Here is a 19524-nt window from a genome sequence, read left to right as displayed (position 1 = left end):
TTTAAAAAAGGAGTTTATTGTGGTGAGTGAAGTAACGGATGCAAATACAAGGGCAAGCAAGGATGATACTAAGTTTCCAGCGTGGCTTTATGTGTTCTTTGGTGCTGTAGTATTATTGGTAGTATTTCTACTAGGGTTATACTTTTCAGAATTTAATAAAGGTTATGGTTGGGGGAGCCAAGAAAAGTTTGCTCAGTTCGGTGATTTTGTTGGCGGTACATTAAATCCAATTTTAGGTTTTGCAACTGTAGCATTATTGATTTGGTCAATTAGACTTCAGATGGCTGAATTGAAAGATACTAGGGAAGAAATTAAAGGTAGCCGCAAAGCATTAGAGAACCAGGTTGAGCATCTGAGAAATGAAGCAAAGCTAAATGAAGTAACTAGATTGCTTAATATACAAAAAAATAAGTATGAGGAATTGATGAAAAAACCGTTTAGGAACGGAGATGAAGAGATTAGAATTTTACGTTTCCATATGGAGTCAAGCTTTCCATTAACAATAGGAGATATTATTAATAAATCCTATTTAAATAAGTCAATTGAAAGTGGCCCCTTAAGTAAATTGTATGAACTTATCTGGAGTGACTATAAAAGCAGTGATTGTAATGGACTTCATTGGTCTAAACTAGAACACGTAGCTTTAACTATAGGTGGATTAACTCACTCATATTTAAAATTAAGTGAAGGAAGCCATGAATTCACTATGGTCTACCTAAGGGAGTCACATCAAATCCTTGCAGACGTATATAGTGTTCTGGAAACCGAAGTACTCTACAACGGTAAACAAAAATTAAATAATTTACTTGATGACGATGTGCCTTCGAGGGAAAAAAATTAATATACTAACCCGCGTTTATGCACCAAATCTAATATTGGGAGCATTCCTAGGGTAAAGCAACGATGATGAAGTTGAAGTTTTGAATATATTGCGCTCACATCTTAACAAAGCTCAGTAAGACCTTTACGCCCCCTTAAGTTTCGATTTATTATATCTGCATGAATTTTAAAGAAATGATGCTTAACGGCTTTTATAAAGGTTTTAAAAAAGGAGTTTATTGTGGTGAGTGAAGTAACGGATACAACAACAAGGACAAGTCAGGATGATACGCTATTCCCGCGGTGGCTCTATTTTTTCTTTGGCGGTGTAGTCTTATTAGTTGCATTCCTACTAGGGTTATATTTTTCGCAATTTAATAGTGGTTGGGGAAGCCAAGAAACGTTTGCTCAGTTTGGTGATTTTGTTGGCGGTACGTTAAATCCTGTTTTGGGGTTTGCCACTGTTGCTTTATTAATTTGGTCTATCAATGTGCAGATGAAAGAGTTGAGGTTAACCAGAGAAGAAGTTGCGGCAACAAAAGATGAAGCTGCGATGAGCCGTAAGGCGATGGAAGCTCAAGTTGAACATTTTGAGAAAGAGGCAAAACTTAGTGAGCTAACGCGATTGATTCAAGTGGAAACACAGCAATATGAGAGTTTAATGTCGGTTGAACTATACGGCTCTGAAGTGCTTTCTAGAGTTGTAAGACGTTTTTCTGAAAAAATTGATGTTACTGTAACTATTGGTGACATCATAAGGGGAAGCCATCAAGGGTATGAGTTCTCTAAAGATCTGGATGAGCAGTTATTTACACAAATAAACAATGATCGTCTAGCTAATTATAATGATAGGCGTTGGGCGCGTTTAGAGGTGAGTGCTAAGATAATTACTACGTTAACGATTGAATATATGGATAGGAATCAAAGCACAGCATTTAATCTGGCACAAGGTTCAAACTCATATTTTATTATAAAAAATGTTACATCGATATTGAGAACGGAGTCCTTAATAGCTGTTAGGGATCTGCTAGAAGAAAAGTTAAAAATAGCAGGTGAATAACTCCAGCTAGCTCAATTTACTAACCCGCGTTAATACACCAAATCTAAGATTGGGATCATCATGGTCCCATGAAAAAAACACTCTCTCACATAAAATCGACGCTACAGCTAAACCAAGGTTTGGCTGTTTTGACAGCTGCGCCCGTTGAATTCGGTTTTGCAGCCTGCACGGTTGATTATTCCAAGCCTAATGAAATTCAGTTGTTACCTGCTGGCTTCTTTAAAGCGGTTATCGATGCGCGGCCAACTGATGTGCCAGGTGGCCATTGGTTTATTGACCGTGCTATCGCAGAACGTGTCATTGCCAAAGTAGCTGGCCGCAACAATCAACTCGTTATTGATTACGAACATCAAACACTAAATGCCAGTGACAATGGCAAGCCTGCGCCAGCTGCTGGCTGGTTTAGAAATATTGAGTGGCGTGAAGGTGCTGGTCTGTTCGCAACCGATGTCCAATGGACTGCAACAGCTAAAGCACACATCAAGGCTGGTGAATATCGTTTTATCTCTGCTGTTTTCCCATACAACAAACAAACCGGTGCAGTTGAAGATTTATATCTGGCTGCACTAACCAATCAGCCTGGTCTTGATGGAATGGAAAGTGTGACTGCGCTTTCTTCGTCGATGGCTAAACAAATCCAAAGTTCTACTTCTCAAATTCAAACCAACTCCCAAGGAGAAAAACCGATGAACGAAGCGTTTAAATTACTGCTAAGTCTGGTTGGCGTTGATGTCGGTGATACCGACTTAACCGATGCTGCCGCGCTCACTGCATTGAATGATAAAGCTAAGGTAAACATTGCCGCGCTAAAAGCCGACGCTGGTAAGGTTAACGACTTAAGTACCCAAATAGCGGCGCTTAAAGCTAAACCGAACTCTGGTGAACCAGACCCTGCGCAATATGTGCCGGTTGGTGTTGTTAAAGAAATGCAGACTCAAATTGCTGCATTAACTAGCCAGGCAAATGGTAGCTCGGTTGACACACTCATTAAGGAAGGACTGGACAACGGACGTCTATTACCAGCCATGGAAGCTTGGGCACGGACGCTTGGCGATACGGATGTTGCCTCCCTCAAATCATTCCTCGATACCGCTGAGCCCATTGCCGCGCTGTCGGCTCAGCAGTCAAAAGGTAAAGCGCCTGTTGTTGATGATAAAACAGGCTTAACCAGTGACCAGTTGGCCGTTTGTAAAGCCACTGGTATCAGCGTTGAAGACTTCAAAGCTAACTTGGAGAGTGAATAAATGGTTGCATTAGCTAAAGACAGACGAACCCCGCGCCGTTCTGGTGTCGATTTTAATGATCCAGTAGCGGCAGCGGTAAAGATCTATGCCGGTGCGTTAGTGGTGCTAAATGCCGCAGGTGATGCGGCTCCTGGCACTACTGCCTTGGGATTGAAAGTTCGTGGCGTATCACAAGAAAACGTCGATAACACGGCTGGCGGTAAAAAGGTTAACAGCATGGCCGGTATTTTCCGTCTAGGCAATGACGGCAGTATTACCCGTGCTGATATCGGCAACACCGCTTATATCGTTGATGACCAAACGGTAGCAGATACCGATGGTACCAACACTCGTTCGGCAGCTGGCACTATTGTTGACGTTGATAGCGTTGGTGTTTGGGTGCAGGTCGGCTAAGCCGGTTTGTCATTAAATTGATTTAAGAAAAGGAACAACCTAGTGATTATTAACAAAGCAAATCTATCGTCGTTGTTTGTTGCGATTAAAACCGCTTTTAACAAAGGTATGAAAGACAACGAGACCTACTGGAATAAAGTAGCGACCTTAGTGCCATCAACCACCAAAGAAGAAAAATATGCCTGGTTAGGCCAATTCCCTAATTTGCGCGAATGGCTTGGTGATCGTCAAATTAAATCGTTGGCGCTGCATGACTACAGCGTTAAAAACAAGAAGTTTGAATCATCTATCGCGATTGACAAAGATGATATTGACGATGATACCTACGGTGTCTTAATGCCGTTATTCGAAGAAATGGGTTATGCCGCTGACACTCATCCTGATGAGTTGGTGTTTGCGTTGCTGGCCAAGGGCTTTACCGAGCTGTGTTATGACGGCCAGAACTTCTTTGATACCGACCATCCGGTGGGCAATGACGATACAGGCATTACCAGCGTGTCGAACATGCAGGCCGGTGCTGGTGCCCCCTGGTTCTTGCTCGATACCAACCGCCCTCTAAAGCCGTTAATTTTCCAGAAGCGTCGTGATTACGCCATCAAGTCAATGACCAAAGAAGACGATGAAAATGTCTTTATGCGTGATGAATATCGCTACGGTATCGACGCCCGAGTTAACGCTGGTTTTGGTTTGTGGCATTTAGCCTTTGGCTCTAAAGCGACACTTGATGCAGCGAACTTTAAATTAGCTCGTCAGGCGATGAAGAGCCTTAAATCTGACGAAGGTCGTCCGCTTAACGTCAGACCTAAATTGTTAGTGGTTGGCGCCAGTAATGAATCGGCTGCTGAAGAATTGATTAAAGTTCGTGAGCTCGCAGGTGGTGGTACCAACACACTCTATAACGCGGTGGAAATTCTTGTTGTTCCCTGGTTGGACTAAATAAATCCGATAAACCACATGCCCTGATATCAGTATTAACTGTACCCGTGGACTAAGTAGTTCTCAGGTACAGATAGGGACAATCCAACTTTCTTACTAGAGAGAAATAATGAAATGACTAAACCTAATATTAAGAGTATTTCCTTACTTATCGTTATCTGTGCTGCGGCCTCTGGCTACCGCCGTGCGGGCTTTGAACTTGTGCCGGGGAAAAATGAGCTTAAAGACGTGTCAGAAGAACAGTTGGAGATACTTGACGCAGACCCTCGTATTTCCATTATTGGTACTGGCCAAGCTGCGGATGCGTCAAAAGAAGCGTCGGGGGCCTTGGGTGTTGACATTTCACAGCTAGTGGAGCTTATCCGTCGTCTGGACACCGAAAATTCAGAACTTTGGACCGCGGACAATAAACCCAAAGCAGTCAATTTTCCTGCAGACACCAGCAAAGATGATCGTGAAGCTGCGTGGCAATTACATCTTAACGATTTAGAGAAGTAAGCCATGAACTACTGCAGCCAGAATGACTTAACCAAACGCTTCGGCATCGACGAAATAGTGGGTCTTACCGATGATGCTGGTATCGGTACTATTGATGTGGCCCAAGTAACTCAGGCGATTGGCGATGCTAGCGCGACCATTGATGGTTATTTAGCAGGACGTTACCAGTTGCCACTGGTTAATGTGCCGACTGTGTTAAATCGGCTGGCTGCAGATATGGCGCGGTACTTTCTTCATGACAGTGGCTGTAGTGACTCAGTGCAAAAACGTTATGACGATGCTATTGCGTTCCTAGTCTCGGTCAGCAAAGGCAGCGTTGCCTTAAGCCTTAGTGATACGGGCAGCAAAGCCGAAACGAGTCATTGTGCTGAGTTAGTCAGTGATGGCCATGTCTTTAGTCGCCGTGATAACGGGTTTATCTAGATGTTAAGCCTAATTGAACAACGACTTGAGACTATTGAGGTCGATGCCAAGAGATTATTTAGGTTGGTTGATTCAGCGTTATCACTGGCGGCCGTATTGGATGACCCCATCAATATTTCACCGGCGGCCTATGTCATTCCTATTGCTGAACGCCCAGGAACTAATACACGGACCATTGGACCAGCATTGCAACAAATCAGCATCACTTTTGGCGTCATTATTGCGGTGAAAAGCTTTAATGATCCAAAAGGTAAAAAAGGCAGTCAGCTGCTTGAATCGCTACGCAGTGAAATTCGCCAATCATTGTTCGGCTGGTCACCAGATGCTAATCACGGTGCAGTAGAGCTTGGTCCTGGTGATTTGGTCGCAATGAAAAACGGCGGGATCTGGTGGCTCGATAGATTTACTACTACAACTTATGAGGAATCGACTAATGGCTGAGCAACGGCAAGGCGGTAGTTATGTCAATGACCCAGAAACTGGTCAGCGAACGCTGGTCGAACAGACCGAGCAGCGAGCAGTAACCCGTTTGGAACAACCCAAGAAAAGCACAACAAAGCGTAGCGCTAAGCCAACTAGTATGGAGAAATAAGCGATGAAATTTAGCGGAAAATTGTTATTGGCCAAGATCGAAACGGTTTACGGCACGGATTCAACGCCAAATGCTGCAAGCAATGCCATATTAGCCAAGGATGTTGAATTGACCCCGCTGGAAGCGGAAGCATTAGAACGTGGACTGGTAAAACCTTACCTTGGTGCTGATGAAAGTATCATTTCAGGAGAGCATGTGCTTGTCAGCTTTAAAGTTGAATTTCAGGGCAGCGGTACTGCGGGAACAGCACCGGCGTTTGGTGGCTTGATGCGAGCTGCTGGTTTTGCTGAAACTCGGACCGCGCTGACTCGGGTTGAGTATGACTTGGCTGGCTCAAATTATGAAAGCGCCACGATATATTTCTACATGGGTAAAAATCTCCATGCCATGACTGGTGCGCGCGGCAATGTCAAAACCACTCTTGAAAAAGGTATTCCCTATCTTGAGTTCAACTTTATTGGTTTATGGGTTGACCCTTCAACGGTGGTGGTACCAACGCCCGATTGGTCAGCCTGGCAGAAGCCTACACCCACCGGAGCTGGTAGAACGTCAGGGTTTAGTATCAATGGTTTTACCGGGATTCCATATTCGTTAGCACTCGATGTTGGTCAGGAAGTTAAATACATCGAAACCCTAACCACAGAAAGTGTTGATATTAATGACCGTAAGGCTTCTGGTTCTATTAGTCTCGAAGCGCCCGATATATCTACTCATGATTTCTTTAGTGATGCCAAAAGCAGCACCACGGGAGCATTGGCTATTCAACATGGCCAAACGGCAGGTCTTATCTGCAAGATTAATTGCCCCAAAGTTCAGGTGACAGGTCCTAAATACGGCGACCAAGAAGGTACCGCTTCGCTCGATATGGATCTAATTCTCATTCCAACGAGTGCAGGCAACGATGAAATTAAATTTACATTTGAATAATACCTTTGGGTAAGGAAAGACATGTTTACGTTAAAAAAAGAAAACACAGTTTGGTGGCCGGTCACCATTAGCGAGCCCGCAGACGGCGGCAAGGTTGTCGAGCATGAATGCGACGTTCTGTTTGAACTGCTATCACAAGATGAATACGACTTACTGGCCGAAGCTGGTGATATCAAGTTACTAAAAAGACTGATTAAAGGCTGGAAGCACATCAGTGATGCAAACGGTCATGATCTGGCGTTTACCAAGGACAACATCGACGCTTTGTTGCAAATTCCATTTGTGCGAACCGGTTTTTTACGCAGTTATATGCAGGCTGTGTCCGGGGCACCAGTAAAAAACTAAAAGACGCTGCTCAAGGATGGGCAGCGACCCCTTCCGTCAATTCTGAGACCGAAAATGAAATGGAACAATTCGGGGCTCCCCGCGCGTTAATCGATGAGCTGACGAAAAGCCGGATAGTTGAAATATTACCCATCAACTGGGCCATCGTAGTGTGGTTTTGTGATGTGTCCGATTTAATGCGCTGGCGCAGTGATGGCCAATGTTTAGGACTCGATTTACTGCAAGTAAAGGCCGAGGCTGAGTTATCAATACGAGAGTATAACTCGGTGCAATTTAATGGTCTGCGGGTGATGAGTAAAACCGCAGCCAGCGTAATTAATAAGGGCTAGGCACCATGAAACAACTGAAGCTCGGCATAGTCTTTGATACTAAAACCGGCAAGTTTATAACCGATGTCAAAAAAAGTGGCGCGGTAATTCGCGACTTTGGTAACCAGACTCAGCAAGCTAGCTATCACAATAAAACATTTTCGACGTCAGTGGATAATGTCAATAATAGACTGGCTGTTACTAACTCGTTGGCCAAAACAACGCGCAATGCCATCGCTGGCATGGTGTCAGGGTTTGGCGCGTTTCAACTTGCGTCGTCACTCACTCAGGAACTTGCACAATTTCAAGATATCCGTACCCGCATTCAGGGTTTGTCCAAAGATGCCGCTGATTATGCCGAAAAAGAGCGCTGGCTAATTGATCTAGCCAAAAATCATCATAAAGAATTAACCGGTCTGGCCGACGGTTACAGCCGTTTATCTGCTCTGACTCAAGAGCAAATTATTAATGATGGCCAAGCAAGGGACATGCTGGCGGGGCTATCTAACGCGGCATCAAAAACTGGAGCATCGAGCGAAGATTTAGGCCGTGTTTATTATGGTCTGGCCCAGGCATTAGGTCAGGGTGTGGTACAGATGCAGGAAGTTAATCAGGTCGTTGAACCTCTGCCTGGTTTAATGAGTAAACTTGCCAGAGCGGCAGGCGAAGAAACCAGTGCTGGGTTAAAAACTTTGATTGCTTCAGGTACTGTCACTTCTGAAGTGTTTGGTGAATTACTCGTCACCGCATTAAAAGAATACGATGGAGCAGCTGCCAAGACAGCAGACAATATTAATACTAAATATCGCGATATTAAGCGCGAATATCAATTGCTGGCGGTAGAGCTGGAGCAACCAATCAATAGCGCGTTGTTGCCGACGCTCGATGGCATAACGACTGGTTTGCAATTTTTGGGTGAGCATACCGACGCACTTATCACCACGCTCAGTGTCGGGCTGGTCGTTGCAACTGGTCACGCCGCCAACGCAGTTGTCAATAAAACGGCCGTAACCATTAAAGATGTGTTGGCGGAAAAAGCAGCCGCACAATCGGCCGTAGCACATGCGCGCTCTGAAATTGCACTGGCAACAATACAGCGCAATGGCACCCTGATTATTACTGAACGAATAGCGGCAGAAAGCCGGTTGGTTGCTGCACGAACCGCACTAACGACAGCAACGACAAGACTTAGTATTGCCAGCCGAGGCTTGGGGTTAATGAGCAGTATTGTCGGTGGGCTTCCTGGCTTGCTAACTATTGCAGCCTTTGCGATGTATTCTTTTGCCAGCAGTACCGGTAATGCTGCCGATCAAGCAAAACGACTCAATGACGAACATGCAAAATTAAATCCCTTTGCTGGCTACACCTTGAAACGGGCCCAAGTAGCAATAGTTAGATATAAAGGCATGCTTAAATTGGCCGAGCAGATGGCTGATGAGACGCGAACGCGGTTTAAAAATCCGTATTTCAATACCACGGCGGAAGATGTCGAAGCCGAAGAGAAAAAGGTAGAGGGACTTGCCCAGAAAGTCGCAGCGCTGCAGTTGGTGATTAACAAAGCCAATTCACCAACAACAAAAAAAGACCAGCCGCAGGATAATAAGATCCTCGACAGCTACAACAAACAGCTCGGAGCACAAAAGCAGCAACTCGCGTTATTGGGCCAAACGACTGAGCTGGCCCGAATCGAATATGCAACGACCAAGGGCAAGTTTCAGCACTTACTGCCGGCACAAAAAGTAGCGTTATTAAACATCGCGAAGGAAATGGATACTAAAACTAAGCGTTTGGCCGTCGACCGACTGGCACAGCAACAGGCAACTCAGGCCGCAGAGCAAGCAAAACGGGACGCTAGACAATTAAATGAACTGGCGGCCGGCTATGCCCTGTCGTTACAACAAAAAGCCACATTGACCGGTGAGACCAGTGAAGTCGCTAGGCTTAATTTTGAATTAGAGCACGGCAGCTTGCAGGGGATTAACGACGAGCTACGCACCCATCTGCAGCTATTGGCTGAGAAAGCCGATCGCGCTACAGCAGATGCCGAAGCGCAACAACCATTTTGGGATTCGATGAAAGAACATATTCGTTCAACATCACAAGACTTCGACACCATGTGGGGCAATACTTTTAATAACTTCGCCCAAGGTGTCGGCGACGCCGTAGGAACCGCGATAACCGAAGGACAAAACTTCGGCGATGCGATGAAATCAATCGCGAAAAGCGCGATCAAGGAAGTAATTTCGGGACTTGTGCAAATCGCGGTTAAAAAACTGGCCCTAGCCGCGATTGAGAAAACCATAGGCGTGACTGGCGCTGCCACTAATGTCGCTACCGCAGCAGCCACCGGTACCGCAATAGCTACCGCGATGGCACCCGCCGCCGCAATGGCCTCATTAGCAAGCTTTGGTGGTAACAGCGTGCCAGCCATGACAGGAATAGCCACCACAGTTGCACTATCTGAAGGTTTAGCTTTAGCTGGTATGGCGCACGACGGCATCGATAGTATCCCGAGAGAAGGTACTTGGTTATTGGATAAAGGTGAACGAGTGGTTGACCGTCGAACCAATGCCGATTTAAAGCTGGCACTTAAAGGTGGTCAAATGGGTGGAAGCAATATCACAATCAACTTAATTGAAGATACCAGCCAAGCTGGCCAAGCAACTCATGAGAAAGGTCTTAGTGGTGAAGATGTTATCCGTATCTTTGTCGCCGATATTCGCCAGGGCGGTGATAGCGCCGACGCGATGGAATTAACCTATGGTTTACAAAGGACGGGTACCTAATGCTGAATTATCCCGATAGTTTACCTAGCCCACTGCTTAAGCCGCTGTCATTCAAGCGCCAGAGTAATGTACTGCGCACAAAAATGGATTCTGGACAGGCCAGAGTAAGACGCCGTTTTAAGTCAGTACCCACATCGATGACCGCAACCTGGCGCTGTAAAAGTACAGACGCCGCGGTCTTTGAAGGCTTTATTACTCATGCGTTACACGATGGCTCCGCCTGGTTCACGATGAACATCCTCACCCCGCTCGGACTGGTTCAGCACGAAGTGCGTTTTATAACCAGTCCGATGGAAAACTATCAGCCGATATCGGCAATCTGGTGGCAATACAAAGCGCAGATAGAGATTAAACACCGTCTGGTAATTAGTGAGCAAAAAACAGCTGATTCCATTTTATCACCTAACACAGCACAACAATTTAGCGATGGTATCAAAGCCGCCATCGAAAGCTATCAGGAGTAATAATGTCTCAGATTTATGATTTAGTGTCGAAACTGCAAGAAAGTATCGACAATCTCGACGCGATAATTGAAGGCGACGAGTCAACCACTGTCAACATTAGCGGAGTTAAGAAAGGCAGTATTGATAAACGGATAAAAGATCATTTTTCCGAGTTGAGGGCGTTGCTGTCAGGCCGTGTGTCATTTAGAACCCGCGCTGAACTATTGAGCACTTGGGATCTGCCAAACAACACGTTAGCCGAAGTGTGGGGTGATAATGAAAAAACAAATAACGGATTATATGGTTTTGAGGATAATTCCTGGACAAAATCCAAATATGACCACGTCAGCTTAATTAATGAGCAGTTGGTGACCATTGATACTCAGATAACAGGCATCCCAAATCTGGTTAATCAAACTCTGGAATCATCAGGCATAGTGAGCGACGGCGGTAGTCCGTTAGTTATTGTTGATGCTGTAAATCTATTAAAAAATGAAGACAAAATACAAACCGCGTACCTCGATAATAACGATTACGCAGCGCTGATGTTTACAGAAAAAGGCGATGTGATAATACCGATATTGCGCAACCTGTTTTCTGACATTCGTACACTAACGAGTCAATCTATCAGCGGCGATCGGATAGATACAAAAGTAATGAATGTGAGCGGCGGTGATATTGCGTTAAATGGTTTAAACATTATCAATGGGAATGCCAATTATGACGTTGCATTTGTTGATGATAATGGCAACGTTGGCTTTGGTTATATTAATGGAGAACTGGTGACGCCAGCCCCAGCCGAAACTGATGTTGAAGCTCAGCTGTTCGATACGGACGAATACAACTATGATTTTGCGGTAACGGATGAAAACGGCAATGTCTCATTTGGTGTTAAAAACGGTAAATTATTTAAAGACACGACTGATGATATTGCGGCAATACAAACTAGAGATGCACAAAACATCTCAAATAGCTTGGCCTTTTCAGCCGCAAAAAATCACGAATTCGCGGGTAGCACCTTTAAATACAATACTTTTGTGGTTGCTGGTCAGTCATTAAGTGTCGGTGCCGAAGGTTGGCCGCATTTATCACGAAATCAAAATCTTGGCAATTTAATGATTGGTGATGATACTCGGCAATATACAACGACTGCCGACGCATATGCACCCGTGGGGCAGCTAGTATTTAAACCGTTAGTTGCCAACACTGTCTACGGTTCGTCGCTATTAACCGATGCTGAAATACTAAATATAGTACCGGGCACAGGCACGCGGGGCGAGCATGTTGGCGTCGGCATGGTCAACATGGCAAAAAGTCTCTTTAATCAATGGCGCAATACCGAAGATGATACCGATCATGTTTTTGTCAACGTCGGGGTTGGGCAAGGTGGGCGAAATATTACTCAGCTCAGCAAGATTAATACGTCAGATGCAATCAATCGTTACAATTGGTTCCTAGAAGCGTTAGACGCCGTGAGTGCTAACGCTGCCAGTGAGTCATGGGGCGTAACTGCTATTTTATGGATGCAGGGCGAAGATGATTATCATAGTGACAACCCGCCACTGGACGGGCCTATTTTAACAAAGCTAGGCTACAAAGCGGCGTTAAAAATACTGCACAACGATATGGTTATTGATGCGGCGTTAAAATCAGGGCAACCCAAGCAGCCTGTCTTTTTGACCTATCAAACGGGTGCGAAATTTACCCGCGATTTAGACGAAAACGGCAACCCCGGACTATACATCGGTATGGCACAACTTGAATTTACTGATGAAACGCCGGGTGCGGTGATGGCTGGGCCAATTTATCCGTACTCGGACAAAGGTGGTCACCTTGACGCTAATGGTTATCGCTGGTACGGACAAAAATTAGGCCAAATCTATCATAAAGTTGTAACGCTGCGAGAGCAATGGCAACCCCTACGGCCGATTAAAATTACTCAGGTCAATGATAATACCCTGCACGTTGATTTTCATGTGCCGTCGCCGCCCCTAGTTTTTAAAGCCCCTTATATCGGCGATTATTACCAAGGTAGTGAGTTGAAAATTTATGCGAACAAGGGTTTTTCAGTGAGCGATGATACTGGGCCGTTAGGGATTTATTCCGTTGAAATAATTGGACAAACAATTGTTTCGATTAAAACTATCAAACCAATCGGGGCTAATCCGCATGTATGGTACGCCGATGCCGAAAATTATAGAGGCAATGGCAATCTTTGCGATTCTGACCACACTATATCTTTAGACAAATACGAATATCGGCCTGAATGGGGCATGTACGAAACCGCCAATAAAGAAGAATTTGTAAACAAACATTATCCGCTAGAAAACTGGTGTGTCGCGTTTTATTGCCCAGTTGGATATGAATTAACTATTTAATAAGAAAAGAGGAAATATTCATGAGTTTTATCGTAAAAATACCCGGCGCTGATTTTAGTAACTCAGGTCTGCCTAAGTTAAGTCGCACTGTAATGAGCTTTCCTGCTGCGAATCTTCAAGGACTGTGGTTGGCGCAAGATGGCGCGGTTGGCGCGGGAGTGTCTAGCCTGTCAGATTCAGCAGGTAACAACAATACAGCCACACTGATGTCCGATTTCGTCCCTCCAGTGCGAACTAGCGCGGGTTTGCAATCTGTCGCAGGGCCTGATCAATCTTTTATTTTTGATTCTGGCATTAAATTATCGGCGCAGAATACGGCTATTATATGTGCAGTTTCTCTAACTGATTCAGCAACAACGGACGCATGGGAGGCGTTTATGAGTGATACGCAGTCGGGCATTCAACGCTCTAAGTCTACGCTGAGCAATGTAGGAACGAGACCATCATTAGTTGGTCGCCACGATAAAGATGGTACAACTTTGGCTGGTAATTTAACGTTACTTGATCGATCTGAATTGTATTTCCCGACTTATTTAAAGATAGCGCCGACGGCGACGTATGGCTTGCTCACGGAACCCTTTATTTACGCTCATGCTATCAATAATGAAAAAATGAATGTCAGAACGTACAGCGGTTTTTCATCAGATCAAGAAATCATATCATCACCTAGCGATGCAATTAATCTTTATGCTGACGCTGGTAATTTTTGTTTCGGGCACTGGCGAAATGGTAGCCCAGAAAACAATCAGTCCCACGGTGTGTTATATGCGGCAGCATACTATGACAAAGCATTAAACGAGGAAGAGATGACGGCCGCAATGGCTGCAATGGCTAAACTCGTTAGAGAACGTGGCGTCGCAATATGAGCCATGTTTTACAAACGCTTTACGCATCGGCCCCGGTCGATGATGTGATTATTCATACGCTTGAACTAAGTCACCCCGCGTTTTCTGTACCTGGTCATCCGGCTGGCTTAATAAGACTGGCACAAGGGTTTGATGATATCAATGTGATCTTAGAAGATGCCAGCACCGCGACTTTTAAAGCCAGTGGCTTTGGCGTGTCATTGCCCCAAAAATCGGTTAATGGCCGTCAAGATCTTACGTTTAAGCTCGATAACGTCACCGGCGAGGCAATTCAATCTATTGATGCGGCGCAAGAGGCCGGCGGAAGAATTGCCGTGACTTATCGCGCTTATGCAGGCAGTGATTTGAGCCAGCCCGGCCAGCCGCCTGTGGTAATGACAGCCATATCTGCCACTGCCGACTATTCGTCAATCAGCATTAACGCCAGCTTTCACGATCTGGTTAATAAGGCGTGGCCGTTTCGGCGTTATACCCCCGATTTTGCCCCAGGACTAAAATACTATGGTTAAAACAATAGTTAAAAAAATGAGAGCTAATCAAGCAGCTAGCCATTGGTCTGATCGCTATTTAACAATCCCCTATATCGATGGTGGACGCACCGCCGCCGGTTTGGATTGCTGGGGTTTATGCCGTGAGGTATTACACCAACAATTTGGCTTACCTAAACTTGATGGTTTTGGCTCGATCTCGCCTGATGATAAAACGGCAATAACCCGTGCTTATCATCAAATTGAGCCGCAGTTTATCGAAAGTGCCCCAATACCCGGTGCTATTGCTGCCGGGTTTAAGGGTGATTTGCTTATCCATGTTGGCATTGTAGTAGAGAGTAACGGTCTAAAAATATTGCATACCAGCAGCCGCCACGGTCCGAGCAAGATCAGCTTGCGCACCTTTTATCGTTTATTTTCGAGAGTTAAATGCTATGTCTATAATCCAGCCTACAATTCGAGTATTCCCGAATAAATTAGATAGCGCCCTGTTTGAGATCCACCACGGCGAGGCGGGCGAAACGCTGCATCAGTGGTTAGTCGCTAACGTCCGGGCTTATAACGTGCGTGAGGTGCCGCTGTTTAGTGCAGTGCTAAATGGTCGGTTATTGCCTCCGGAGCAATGGCAAAGCTATCAGCTAGCCAGTGGTGATGAGCTCGCGTTAACCGTCGAGGCGAAAGGGGGTGCTATCCTCTATGCCATTGTGGCGGTGGTGGCTGTCGGCGCGGCGATCTATATGTCCAATCAGATCCCCGACAATTACAACAACACGACCCCCGACGGTTCAACGATTTATGATGCTAATGCGCAGGGTAATCGGCCGCGGCTGATGGGAATCATTCCTGAACTCGCTGGGCGGCATAAGATATTTCCAGATTTACTGAGTCAGCCCCGACGTCAATTTATTAATAATGAGCAGTGGCAGTTTTTAATGGTGGCCGTTGGGGTTGGCGATCATCAAATTAATGCGAATGAAATTTTTATTGGTGAAACGCCGGTTGATCGATATGCCGGTGATATTGATTATCAGATATTCAGCCCTGGTGAGAATGTGACAGGGCATGAAGCACACCGTAATGTATATACTTCTGCCGAAGTTGGCAGCACTTCGGGCACGTCAGGGCTAGAAATTAAGGGGCTGACTAGCCAAATTGGAGCGGGCAGTTTTTGGACATTTTCAGGTAATAGTGCTACTAGACTTAAGTACTTCACATGGAATAATGGTAGAAAAGAAGAATATTATGAAACATATTCTGAATTAAGAGAAGTTAAACTACCGTCAGATTGGTCAGCCGGTAATTTTGTAACATTTAGTGATACGCCCCGTATAAATGTTGATTATGAAATCGAGTTTCTGAGTCTGGGTGCATTTCAACCGAACGAATTAACATGTTCCGATCCGTCATTTGAGCTAGAAGTTGGCGATGTGTTTTCAATTTTAGGCACGACATTTGATAGTACAATTGAATTAGAGTGTTATGAAATAATCAGTGGCGGTGTCACAACTTATTTATGTCGGGATAATATAACTAAATCAGAGAATGTCTGGCCATACGCCATGGCTCCCAACTTGCCCACGATTAGACGTCAGACCTCAAATGACGGCGCTTATCGCATAGTTTCTGTTAGTCGTGGGAAGCTGAGCCTGCAAAAAACGGATGAGCATGTTGACGAGATTAGTTGGAGCGTGTTTCATGCCCAATCGCGGGCCTCATGCGTTGCAACTATGGGATCTTCTGGTGACGGTCTTTTTGTTGGGCCATTTTTTGCCTGCCCGGCGAATGAAGTTACTGATACTTTATGGCTCGATTTTAGCCTGCCGCAAGGTCTTGGCAAATTGAAAGATGATGGGACATTTGGGCCGCGTGGCGTTAATTTATCCATTCAGTACCGTCCCGAAGGTGGGGGGGCATGGATTACGGTACCGTATAGTTTCAGTGATTCGACCAATGATCAGCTTGGTGAAACGATGAAAATTAATCTTGGTTCAGCAATTAGGCCAGAGGTTCAAGTTCGGCGTGATAGCTTAGCAGTAGACTCGACCCGCATTTATGACAAAGTTGAATGGATTCGGTTGAAGTCGGAATTAAAAAGCGCAGTTAGTTATGAAGGCGTTACAACGATAGCGATTAAAATACGTGGCACTAATAGTTTGGCATCGGGTGCTGAAAATAAGTTTAATATTATCTCGACCCGTAAGTTGCCTGTGTATGAAAACGGCGCTTGGTCTGCCCCTGTTGCCACTACCGACATTGCACCATTCTTTGCTCATGTGATTAAGGATGTTGGCCACGGTGACGGCCAAATAGGACTCACCGAGCTGGAACGCCTGCACGTGATATGGGCTGGCCGCAATGATGATTTTTCTGCAGTATTTGATAATGACAGCACCCTATTTAATTCGTTAAAGCGTATCCTTGGCCCAGGCTTTGCTGTACCGACATTAGATTATGGTCAAATCATCCCGGTGCGCGACGAACCCCGAACCGGCTTTGATTATATGTATTCGCCGGATAATATGAAAACGCCGCTTAGCCGTAATATTAAACTGTTTGATCCCGATGAGCCGGATGGTGTTGAAGTAGAGTTTTTTAGTGCCATAACATGGAAGCCTGAAACCATTTTATGCTTACTGCCTGGTGATTTGGGGATAAGACCAAAGAAAGTCAGGGCTTTCGGCATTACCGACCGCACCAAAGCGTGGCAATTTGGGATGCGCAAGCGCCGAGAAATCCGCTATCGCCGTACTAAGTATAGCTTTAGCACCGAAATGGACGCGCTCAACAGCAGTTATTTAAGCTATGACGCGCTGGCTGATGATATCCCTGGATACTCACAAACCGGCAGGGTAACCGCCGTGAATGGCCGCACCTTATTACTTAACCAGTCGTTAGACTGGGGCACCGGCTCCCATTACATATCACTGCGCAAACCCGATGGCACATTATCGGGTCCGTACATCTGCACAGTAGGCAGTTCTGATGATCGTGTGGAATTAAATACCAATCTAGACTTTGTGCCGGATTGCTCGGGTAGAATGGAGCCGCCATTATTCCAGTTTGGCGAAGCAGAGCGTTGGTGCTTGCCTTCATTAATCACCGATATAAAACCCCAAGGAACAGATCGAGTTAGTGTAACCGCTGTCAATTATGATGAGCGAGTCTATGCAGATGATGACAATATTCCGCCAGCCTAATAACAAAATAACAAAAAAACAAAAAAACAAAAAAACAAAAGGAGCCTCAAGCTCCTTTTGTTTTGCATATCGCAAAGATGTTTAATATATTGAAAAAGCGAGTTTTCTCATTTTTCGCACTCAACGCTGAAAGTTTTTGCGCGCGGCATCATTGTTAGATGAAACCGCGTTACTGAGTTGCATGATGTACGTTGACTTAAACCCTGTCAGAGCCAAAATGTGTGATGACTTAGCTCACAGTGACTTTACCTCCATTCAAGAACGTATTCAGACCTATCAACAATATAAATCAAGCCAGTGCAGCCTAACGAAAGAAAAGCAACCAGTGGCATTACTGCCTTTTAGCCATTCTCAAGATAAACACGCCATTGCATTTTCGTTGGAGGATTACCTAGAACTTGCCGATTGGAGCGGGCGTGCTATTCATCCCCAAAAGCGCGGTTACATCGACAGTAAAACCCCTAAACTAATCGACACACTGGGCATTACTGAGGATGACTGGATAGAAGTGATAAAAAACTTCAGACGACATTACGGTAATTTCGCAGGTACAGAGCAAAGTTTAAGGCGCTGTGCTAATGAACATCATCACTGTTGGTACAAAGGTGTTGGCTGACTAAAACGAGCCTTATTTTGACCTTATCGGTTTATAACCGAGGATTAGTTACGCCCATTTGAGCTTTATAGCGCCATCAGCATGCCTTTTATCCCCCAAAAACTAAATAATGATTGTTGTCTTCGCGTCATTAGAGTTTTTTAATTTTAAAATCTTAAACATATCTTGATTGATAGTGAATTGCGGTAAAACACGCACAAATAGCATTGCACTAAATCAATTACGATCTACCTATTTCAGATTCATATATTAAGTGTGTATTTGTGAGTGTCCTAAATTACTCCTCGCCAAATTACCCCTCTGAGAAAACTGCTGCTTTTCGCAGCATTTGGTTGACTCTAAATTCTCTTGGCTAATTTGTAACCTTATTGCAAATTCATATTGATTTTTATCTTTTTATAGTGATATTTCAAAAAGTTATCAAAATAATGGCTGTAAAACGTGCATGTACACTTCACTTTGGTCGAGTTTCGCACTTATCGCTAGTAATTCATTGTTTTTAATCATAGTATTGGTTTGAATTCTATTAAGGATGCTTTTGTATTGAGCATGCTTGATGTACATTTGTTCTGTATATACCGCAAATTTTAAACAAGGGAAAGTCATGAGAAAAAATCTATTAGTAGCAGCTACAATGCTGACAATTTTGTCTGGTTGTGCTTCTGTACCAATGGAAAGCAAGGATAAATCGGATCTAGCAAAGAAGTTTAGCGCTCCTTCAGCCGGTAATGCAGGATTATATGTATATAGATCGGGTAGCTTTGGCGGCGCTCTAAAAAAAGATGTATTGCTTGATGGAAAGTGTGTCGGGGAGACAGCTCCAAATGTTTTCTTTTATAACGAAATAAGTGGTAACGAAGAACACAAAGTATCAACTGAATCAGAATTCTCACTCAATGATTTATTAATTAGTGCAGAAATTGGTAAAAATTATTTTGTTCGACAATACATGAAAATGGGAGTTTTTGTTGGAGGGGCTGGGGTAGAATTAGTTAGTAATGACAAAGGCAAAAAAGAAGTATCAAAATTAAATATGGCAAAAAAAGGTTACTGTAGTAAATAGTGCAACAACCATAATCTGATGGTGTAGTGCGTCAGTTCCATTGTGATTTTTAACTTTAAAATCTGTGTAGTGGTACAGTGAATTTGGCCACCTAACTAGAGGTGATATACTCACCTCATATTAATTTAGGTGACATTATGAG

At 44.6% G+C, this 19524-nt stretch carries 21 protein-coding genes; all 21 read left to right on the top strand.

Features of this window, described 5'->3' with window-relative positions; translation table 11 throughout:
* The first annotated feature begins 22 nt into the window (after positions 1 to 22).
* The 21 genes from HRU23_19060 to HRU23_18960 all read left to right on the top strand — a co-directional run bounded on the left by HRU23_19060 (position 23) and on the right by HRU23_18960 (position 19382).
* Entirely contained in the window at positions 23 to 841 is an 819-nt protein-coding gene (locus HRU23_19060) for a hypothetical protein (protein ID NRA56247.1), read from the top strand.
* A 222-nt stretch (positions 842 to 1063) separates the two neighbouring features.
* Positions 1064 to 1879, top strand: coding sequence for a hypothetical protein (locus HRU23_19055; protein ID NRA56246.1), 816 nt, complete (start codon positions 1064 to 1066; stop codon positions 1877 to 1879).
* 68 nt (positions 1880 to 1947) lie between these two features.
* Positions 1948 to 3123 carry a phage protease gene (locus HRU23_19050; GenBank protein ID NRA56245.1) on the top strand — a complete coding sequence of 392 codons (1176 nt, stop codon included), beginning with the start codon at positions 1948 to 1950 and terminating at the stop codon, positions 3121 to 3123.
* A complete protein-coding gene (locus HRU23_19045) occupies positions 3124 to 3516 on the top strand; it encodes a hypothetical protein (GenBank protein ID NRA56244.1) in 393 nt (130 codons plus the stop codon).
* A 42-nt stretch (positions 3517 to 3558) separates the two neighbouring features.
* A complete protein-coding gene (locus tag HRU23_19040) occupies positions 3559 to 4452 on the top strand; it encodes a Mu-like prophage major head subunit gpT family protein (protein ID NRA56243.1) in 894 nt (297 codons plus the stop codon).
* 114 nt (positions 4453 to 4566) lie between these two features.
* Complete coding sequence (locus tag HRU23_19035) at positions 4567 to 4950, top strand: hypothetical protein (GenBank protein ID NRA56242.1); 384 nt, start codon at positions 4567 to 4569, stop codon at positions 4948 to 4950.
* A 3-nt stretch (positions 4951 to 4953) separates the two neighbouring features.
* On the top strand, positions 4954 to 5373 hold the full coding sequence (locus HRU23_19030) for a DUF1320 domain-containing protein (protein ID NRA56241.1): 420 nt from the start codon (positions 4954 to 4956) through the stop codon (positions 5371 to 5373).
* Positions 5374 to 5814, top strand: a complete 441-nt coding sequence (locus HRU23_19025; protein NRA56240.1) for a hypothetical protein — start codon at positions 5374 to 5376, stop codon at positions 5812 to 5814.
* Positions 5807 to 5965, top strand: a complete 159-nt coding sequence (locus HRU23_19020) for a hypothetical protein (protein ID NRA56239.1) — start codon at positions 5807 to 5809, stop codon at positions 5963 to 5965. The genes HRU23_19025 and HRU23_19020 overlap by 8 nt, the downstream gene beginning before the upstream one ends.
* 3 nt (positions 5966 to 5968) lie before the next feature.
* On the top strand, positions 5969 to 6892 hold the full coding sequence (locus tag HRU23_19015) for a hypothetical protein (protein ID NRA56238.1): 924 nt from the start codon (positions 5969 to 5971) through the stop codon (positions 6890 to 6892).
* Positions 6893 to 6913: 21 nt separating this feature from the next.
* On the top strand, positions 6914 to 7237 hold the full coding sequence (locus tag HRU23_19010; GenBank protein NRA56237.1) for a hypothetical protein: 324 nt from the start codon (positions 6914 to 6916) through the stop codon (positions 7235 to 7237).
* 59 nt (positions 7238 to 7296) lie between these two features.
* Positions 7297 to 7566, top strand: a complete 270-nt coding sequence (locus HRU23_19005) for a hypothetical protein (protein ID NRA56236.1) — start codon at positions 7297 to 7299, stop codon at positions 7564 to 7566.
* Between the two features lie 5 nt (positions 7567 to 7571).
* Positions 7572 to 10331, top strand: coding sequence for a tape measure protein (locus tag HRU23_19000; protein NRA56235.1), 2760 nt, complete (start codon positions 7572 to 7574; stop codon positions 10329 to 10331).
* Entirely contained in the window at positions 10331 to 10795 is a 465-nt protein-coding gene (locus tag HRU23_18995) for a hypothetical protein (protein NRA56234.1), read from the top strand. The genes HRU23_19000 and HRU23_18995 overlap by 1 nt, the downstream gene beginning before the upstream one ends.
* A 2-nt stretch (positions 10796 to 10797) precedes the next feature.
* On the top strand, positions 10798 to 13152 hold the full coding sequence (locus HRU23_18990; GenBank protein NRA56233.1) for a hypothetical protein: 2355 nt from the start codon (positions 10798 to 10800) through the stop codon (positions 13150 to 13152).
* Positions 13153 to 13172: 20 nt separating this feature from the next.
* The gene (locus tag HRU23_18985; protein ID NRA56232.1) at positions 13173 to 14018 is read left to right on the top strand and encodes a hypothetical protein; all 846 of its coding nucleotides are present in this window, start codon (positions 13173 to 13175) and stop codon (positions 14016 to 14018) included.
* The gene (locus HRU23_18980) at positions 14015 to 14527 is read left to right on the top strand and encodes a DUF1833 family protein (protein ID NRA56231.1); all 513 of its coding nucleotides are present in this window, start codon (positions 14015 to 14017) and stop codon (positions 14525 to 14527) included. The genes HRU23_18985 and HRU23_18980 overlap by 4 nt, the downstream gene beginning before the upstream one ends.
* A 16-nt stretch (positions 14528 to 14543) precedes the next feature.
* Positions 14544 to 14981 (top strand): phage tail protein, encoded by a 438-nt coding sequence (locus HRU23_18975; GenBank protein NRA56230.1) that lies wholly within the window; start codon positions 14544 to 14546, stop codon positions 14979 to 14981.
* Positions 14941 to 17703, top strand: coding sequence for a hypothetical protein (locus tag HRU23_18970; GenBank protein NRA56229.1), 2763 nt, complete (start codon positions 14941 to 14943; stop codon positions 17701 to 17703). The genes HRU23_18975 and HRU23_18970 overlap by 41 nt, the downstream gene beginning before the upstream one ends.
* A 184-nt stretch (positions 17704 to 17887) precedes the next feature.
* Positions 17888 to 18319, top strand: coding sequence for a hypothetical protein (locus HRU23_18965; protein ID NRA56228.1), 432 nt, complete (start codon positions 17888 to 17890; stop codon positions 18317 to 18319).
* A 604-nt stretch (positions 18320 to 18923) separates the two neighbouring features.
* Positions 18924 to 19382, top strand: coding sequence for a DUF2846 domain-containing protein (locus HRU23_18960; GenBank protein NRA56227.1), 459 nt, complete (start codon positions 18924 to 18926; stop codon positions 19380 to 19382).
* The last annotated feature ends 142 nt before the right edge of the window (positions 19383 to 19524 follow it).

The organism is Gammaproteobacteria bacterium, assembly GCA_013214945.1.
Taxonomy (GTDB): domain Bacteria; phylum Pseudomonadota; class Gammaproteobacteria; order Enterobacterales; family Psychrobiaceae; genus Psychrobium.
The sequence above is the reverse complement of the archived record's forward strand: the minus strand, read 5'-3'. Positions and strand labels throughout refer to the sequence as shown.

What these genes read in the sequence shown, in the direction of transcription:
- HRU23_19050 (NRA56245.1), top strand. Translation starts at nt 1,948, where the DNA reads ATGAAAAAAACACTCTCTCACATAAAATCGACGCTACAGCTAAACCAA.
- HRU23_19045 (NRA56244.1), top strand. Translation starts at nt 3,124, where the DNA reads ATGGTTGCATTAGCTAAAGACAGACGAACCCCGCGCCGTTCTGGTGTC.
- HRU23_19035 (NRA56242.1), top strand. Translation starts at nt 4,567, where the DNA reads ATGACTAAACCTAATATTAAGAGTATTTCCTTACTTATCGTTATCTGT.
- HRU23_19030 (NRA56241.1), top strand. Translation starts at nt 4,954, where the DNA reads ATGAACTACTGCAGCCAGAATGACTTAACCAAACGCTTCGGCATCGAC.
- HRU23_19025 (NRA56240.1), top strand. Translation starts at nt 5,374, where the DNA reads ATGTTAAGCCTAATTGAACAACGACTTGAGACTATTGAGGTCGATGCC.
- HRU23_19020 (NRA56239.1), top strand. Translation starts at nt 5,807, where the DNA reads ATGGCTGAGCAACGGCAAGGCGGTAGTTATGTCAATGACCCAGAAACT.
- HRU23_19015 (NRA56238.1), top strand. Translation starts at nt 5,969, where the DNA reads ATGAAATTTAGCGGAAAATTGTTATTGGCCAAGATCGAAACGGTTTAC.
- HRU23_19010 (NRA56237.1), top strand. Translation starts at nt 6,914, where the DNA reads ATGTTTACGTTAAAAAAAGAAAACACAGTTTGGTGGCCGGTCACCATT.
- HRU23_19005 (NRA56236.1), top strand. Translation starts at nt 7,297, where the DNA reads ATGGAACAATTCGGGGCTCCCCGCGCGTTAATCGATGAGCTGACGAAA.
- HRU23_19000 (NRA56235.1), top strand. Translation starts at nt 7,572, where the DNA reads ATGAAACAACTGAAGCTCGGCATAGTCTTTGATACTAAAACCGGCAAG.
- HRU23_18995 (NRA56234.1), top strand. Translation starts at nt 10,331, where the DNA reads ATGCTGAATTATCCCGATAGTTTACCTAGCCCACTGCTTAAGCCGCTG.
- HRU23_18990 (NRA56233.1), top strand. Translation starts at nt 10,798, where the DNA reads ATGTCTCAGATTTATGATTTAGTGTCGAAACTGCAAGAAAGTATCGAC.
- HRU23_18985 (NRA56232.1), top strand. Translation starts at nt 13,173, where the DNA reads ATGAGTTTTATCGTAAAAATACCCGGCGCTGATTTTAGTAACTCAGGT.
- HRU23_18980 (NRA56231.1), top strand. Translation starts at nt 14,015, where the DNA reads ATGAGCCATGTTTTACAAACGCTTTACGCATCGGCCCCGGTCGATGAT.
- HRU23_18975 (NRA56230.1), top strand. Translation starts at nt 14,544, where the DNA reads ATGAGAGCTAATCAAGCAGCTAGCCATTGGTCTGATCGCTATTTAACA.
- HRU23_18970 (NRA56229.1), top strand. Translation starts at nt 14,941, where the DNA reads ATGTCTATAATCCAGCCTACAATTCGAGTATTCCCGAATAAATTAGAT.
- HRU23_18965 (NRA56228.1), top strand. Translation starts at nt 17,888, where the DNA reads ATGTACGTTGACTTAAACCCTGTCAGAGCCAAAATGTGTGATGACTTA.
- HRU23_18960 (NRA56227.1), top strand. Translation starts at nt 18,924, where the DNA reads ATGAGAAAAAATCTATTAGTAGCAGCTACAATGCTGACAATTTTGTCT.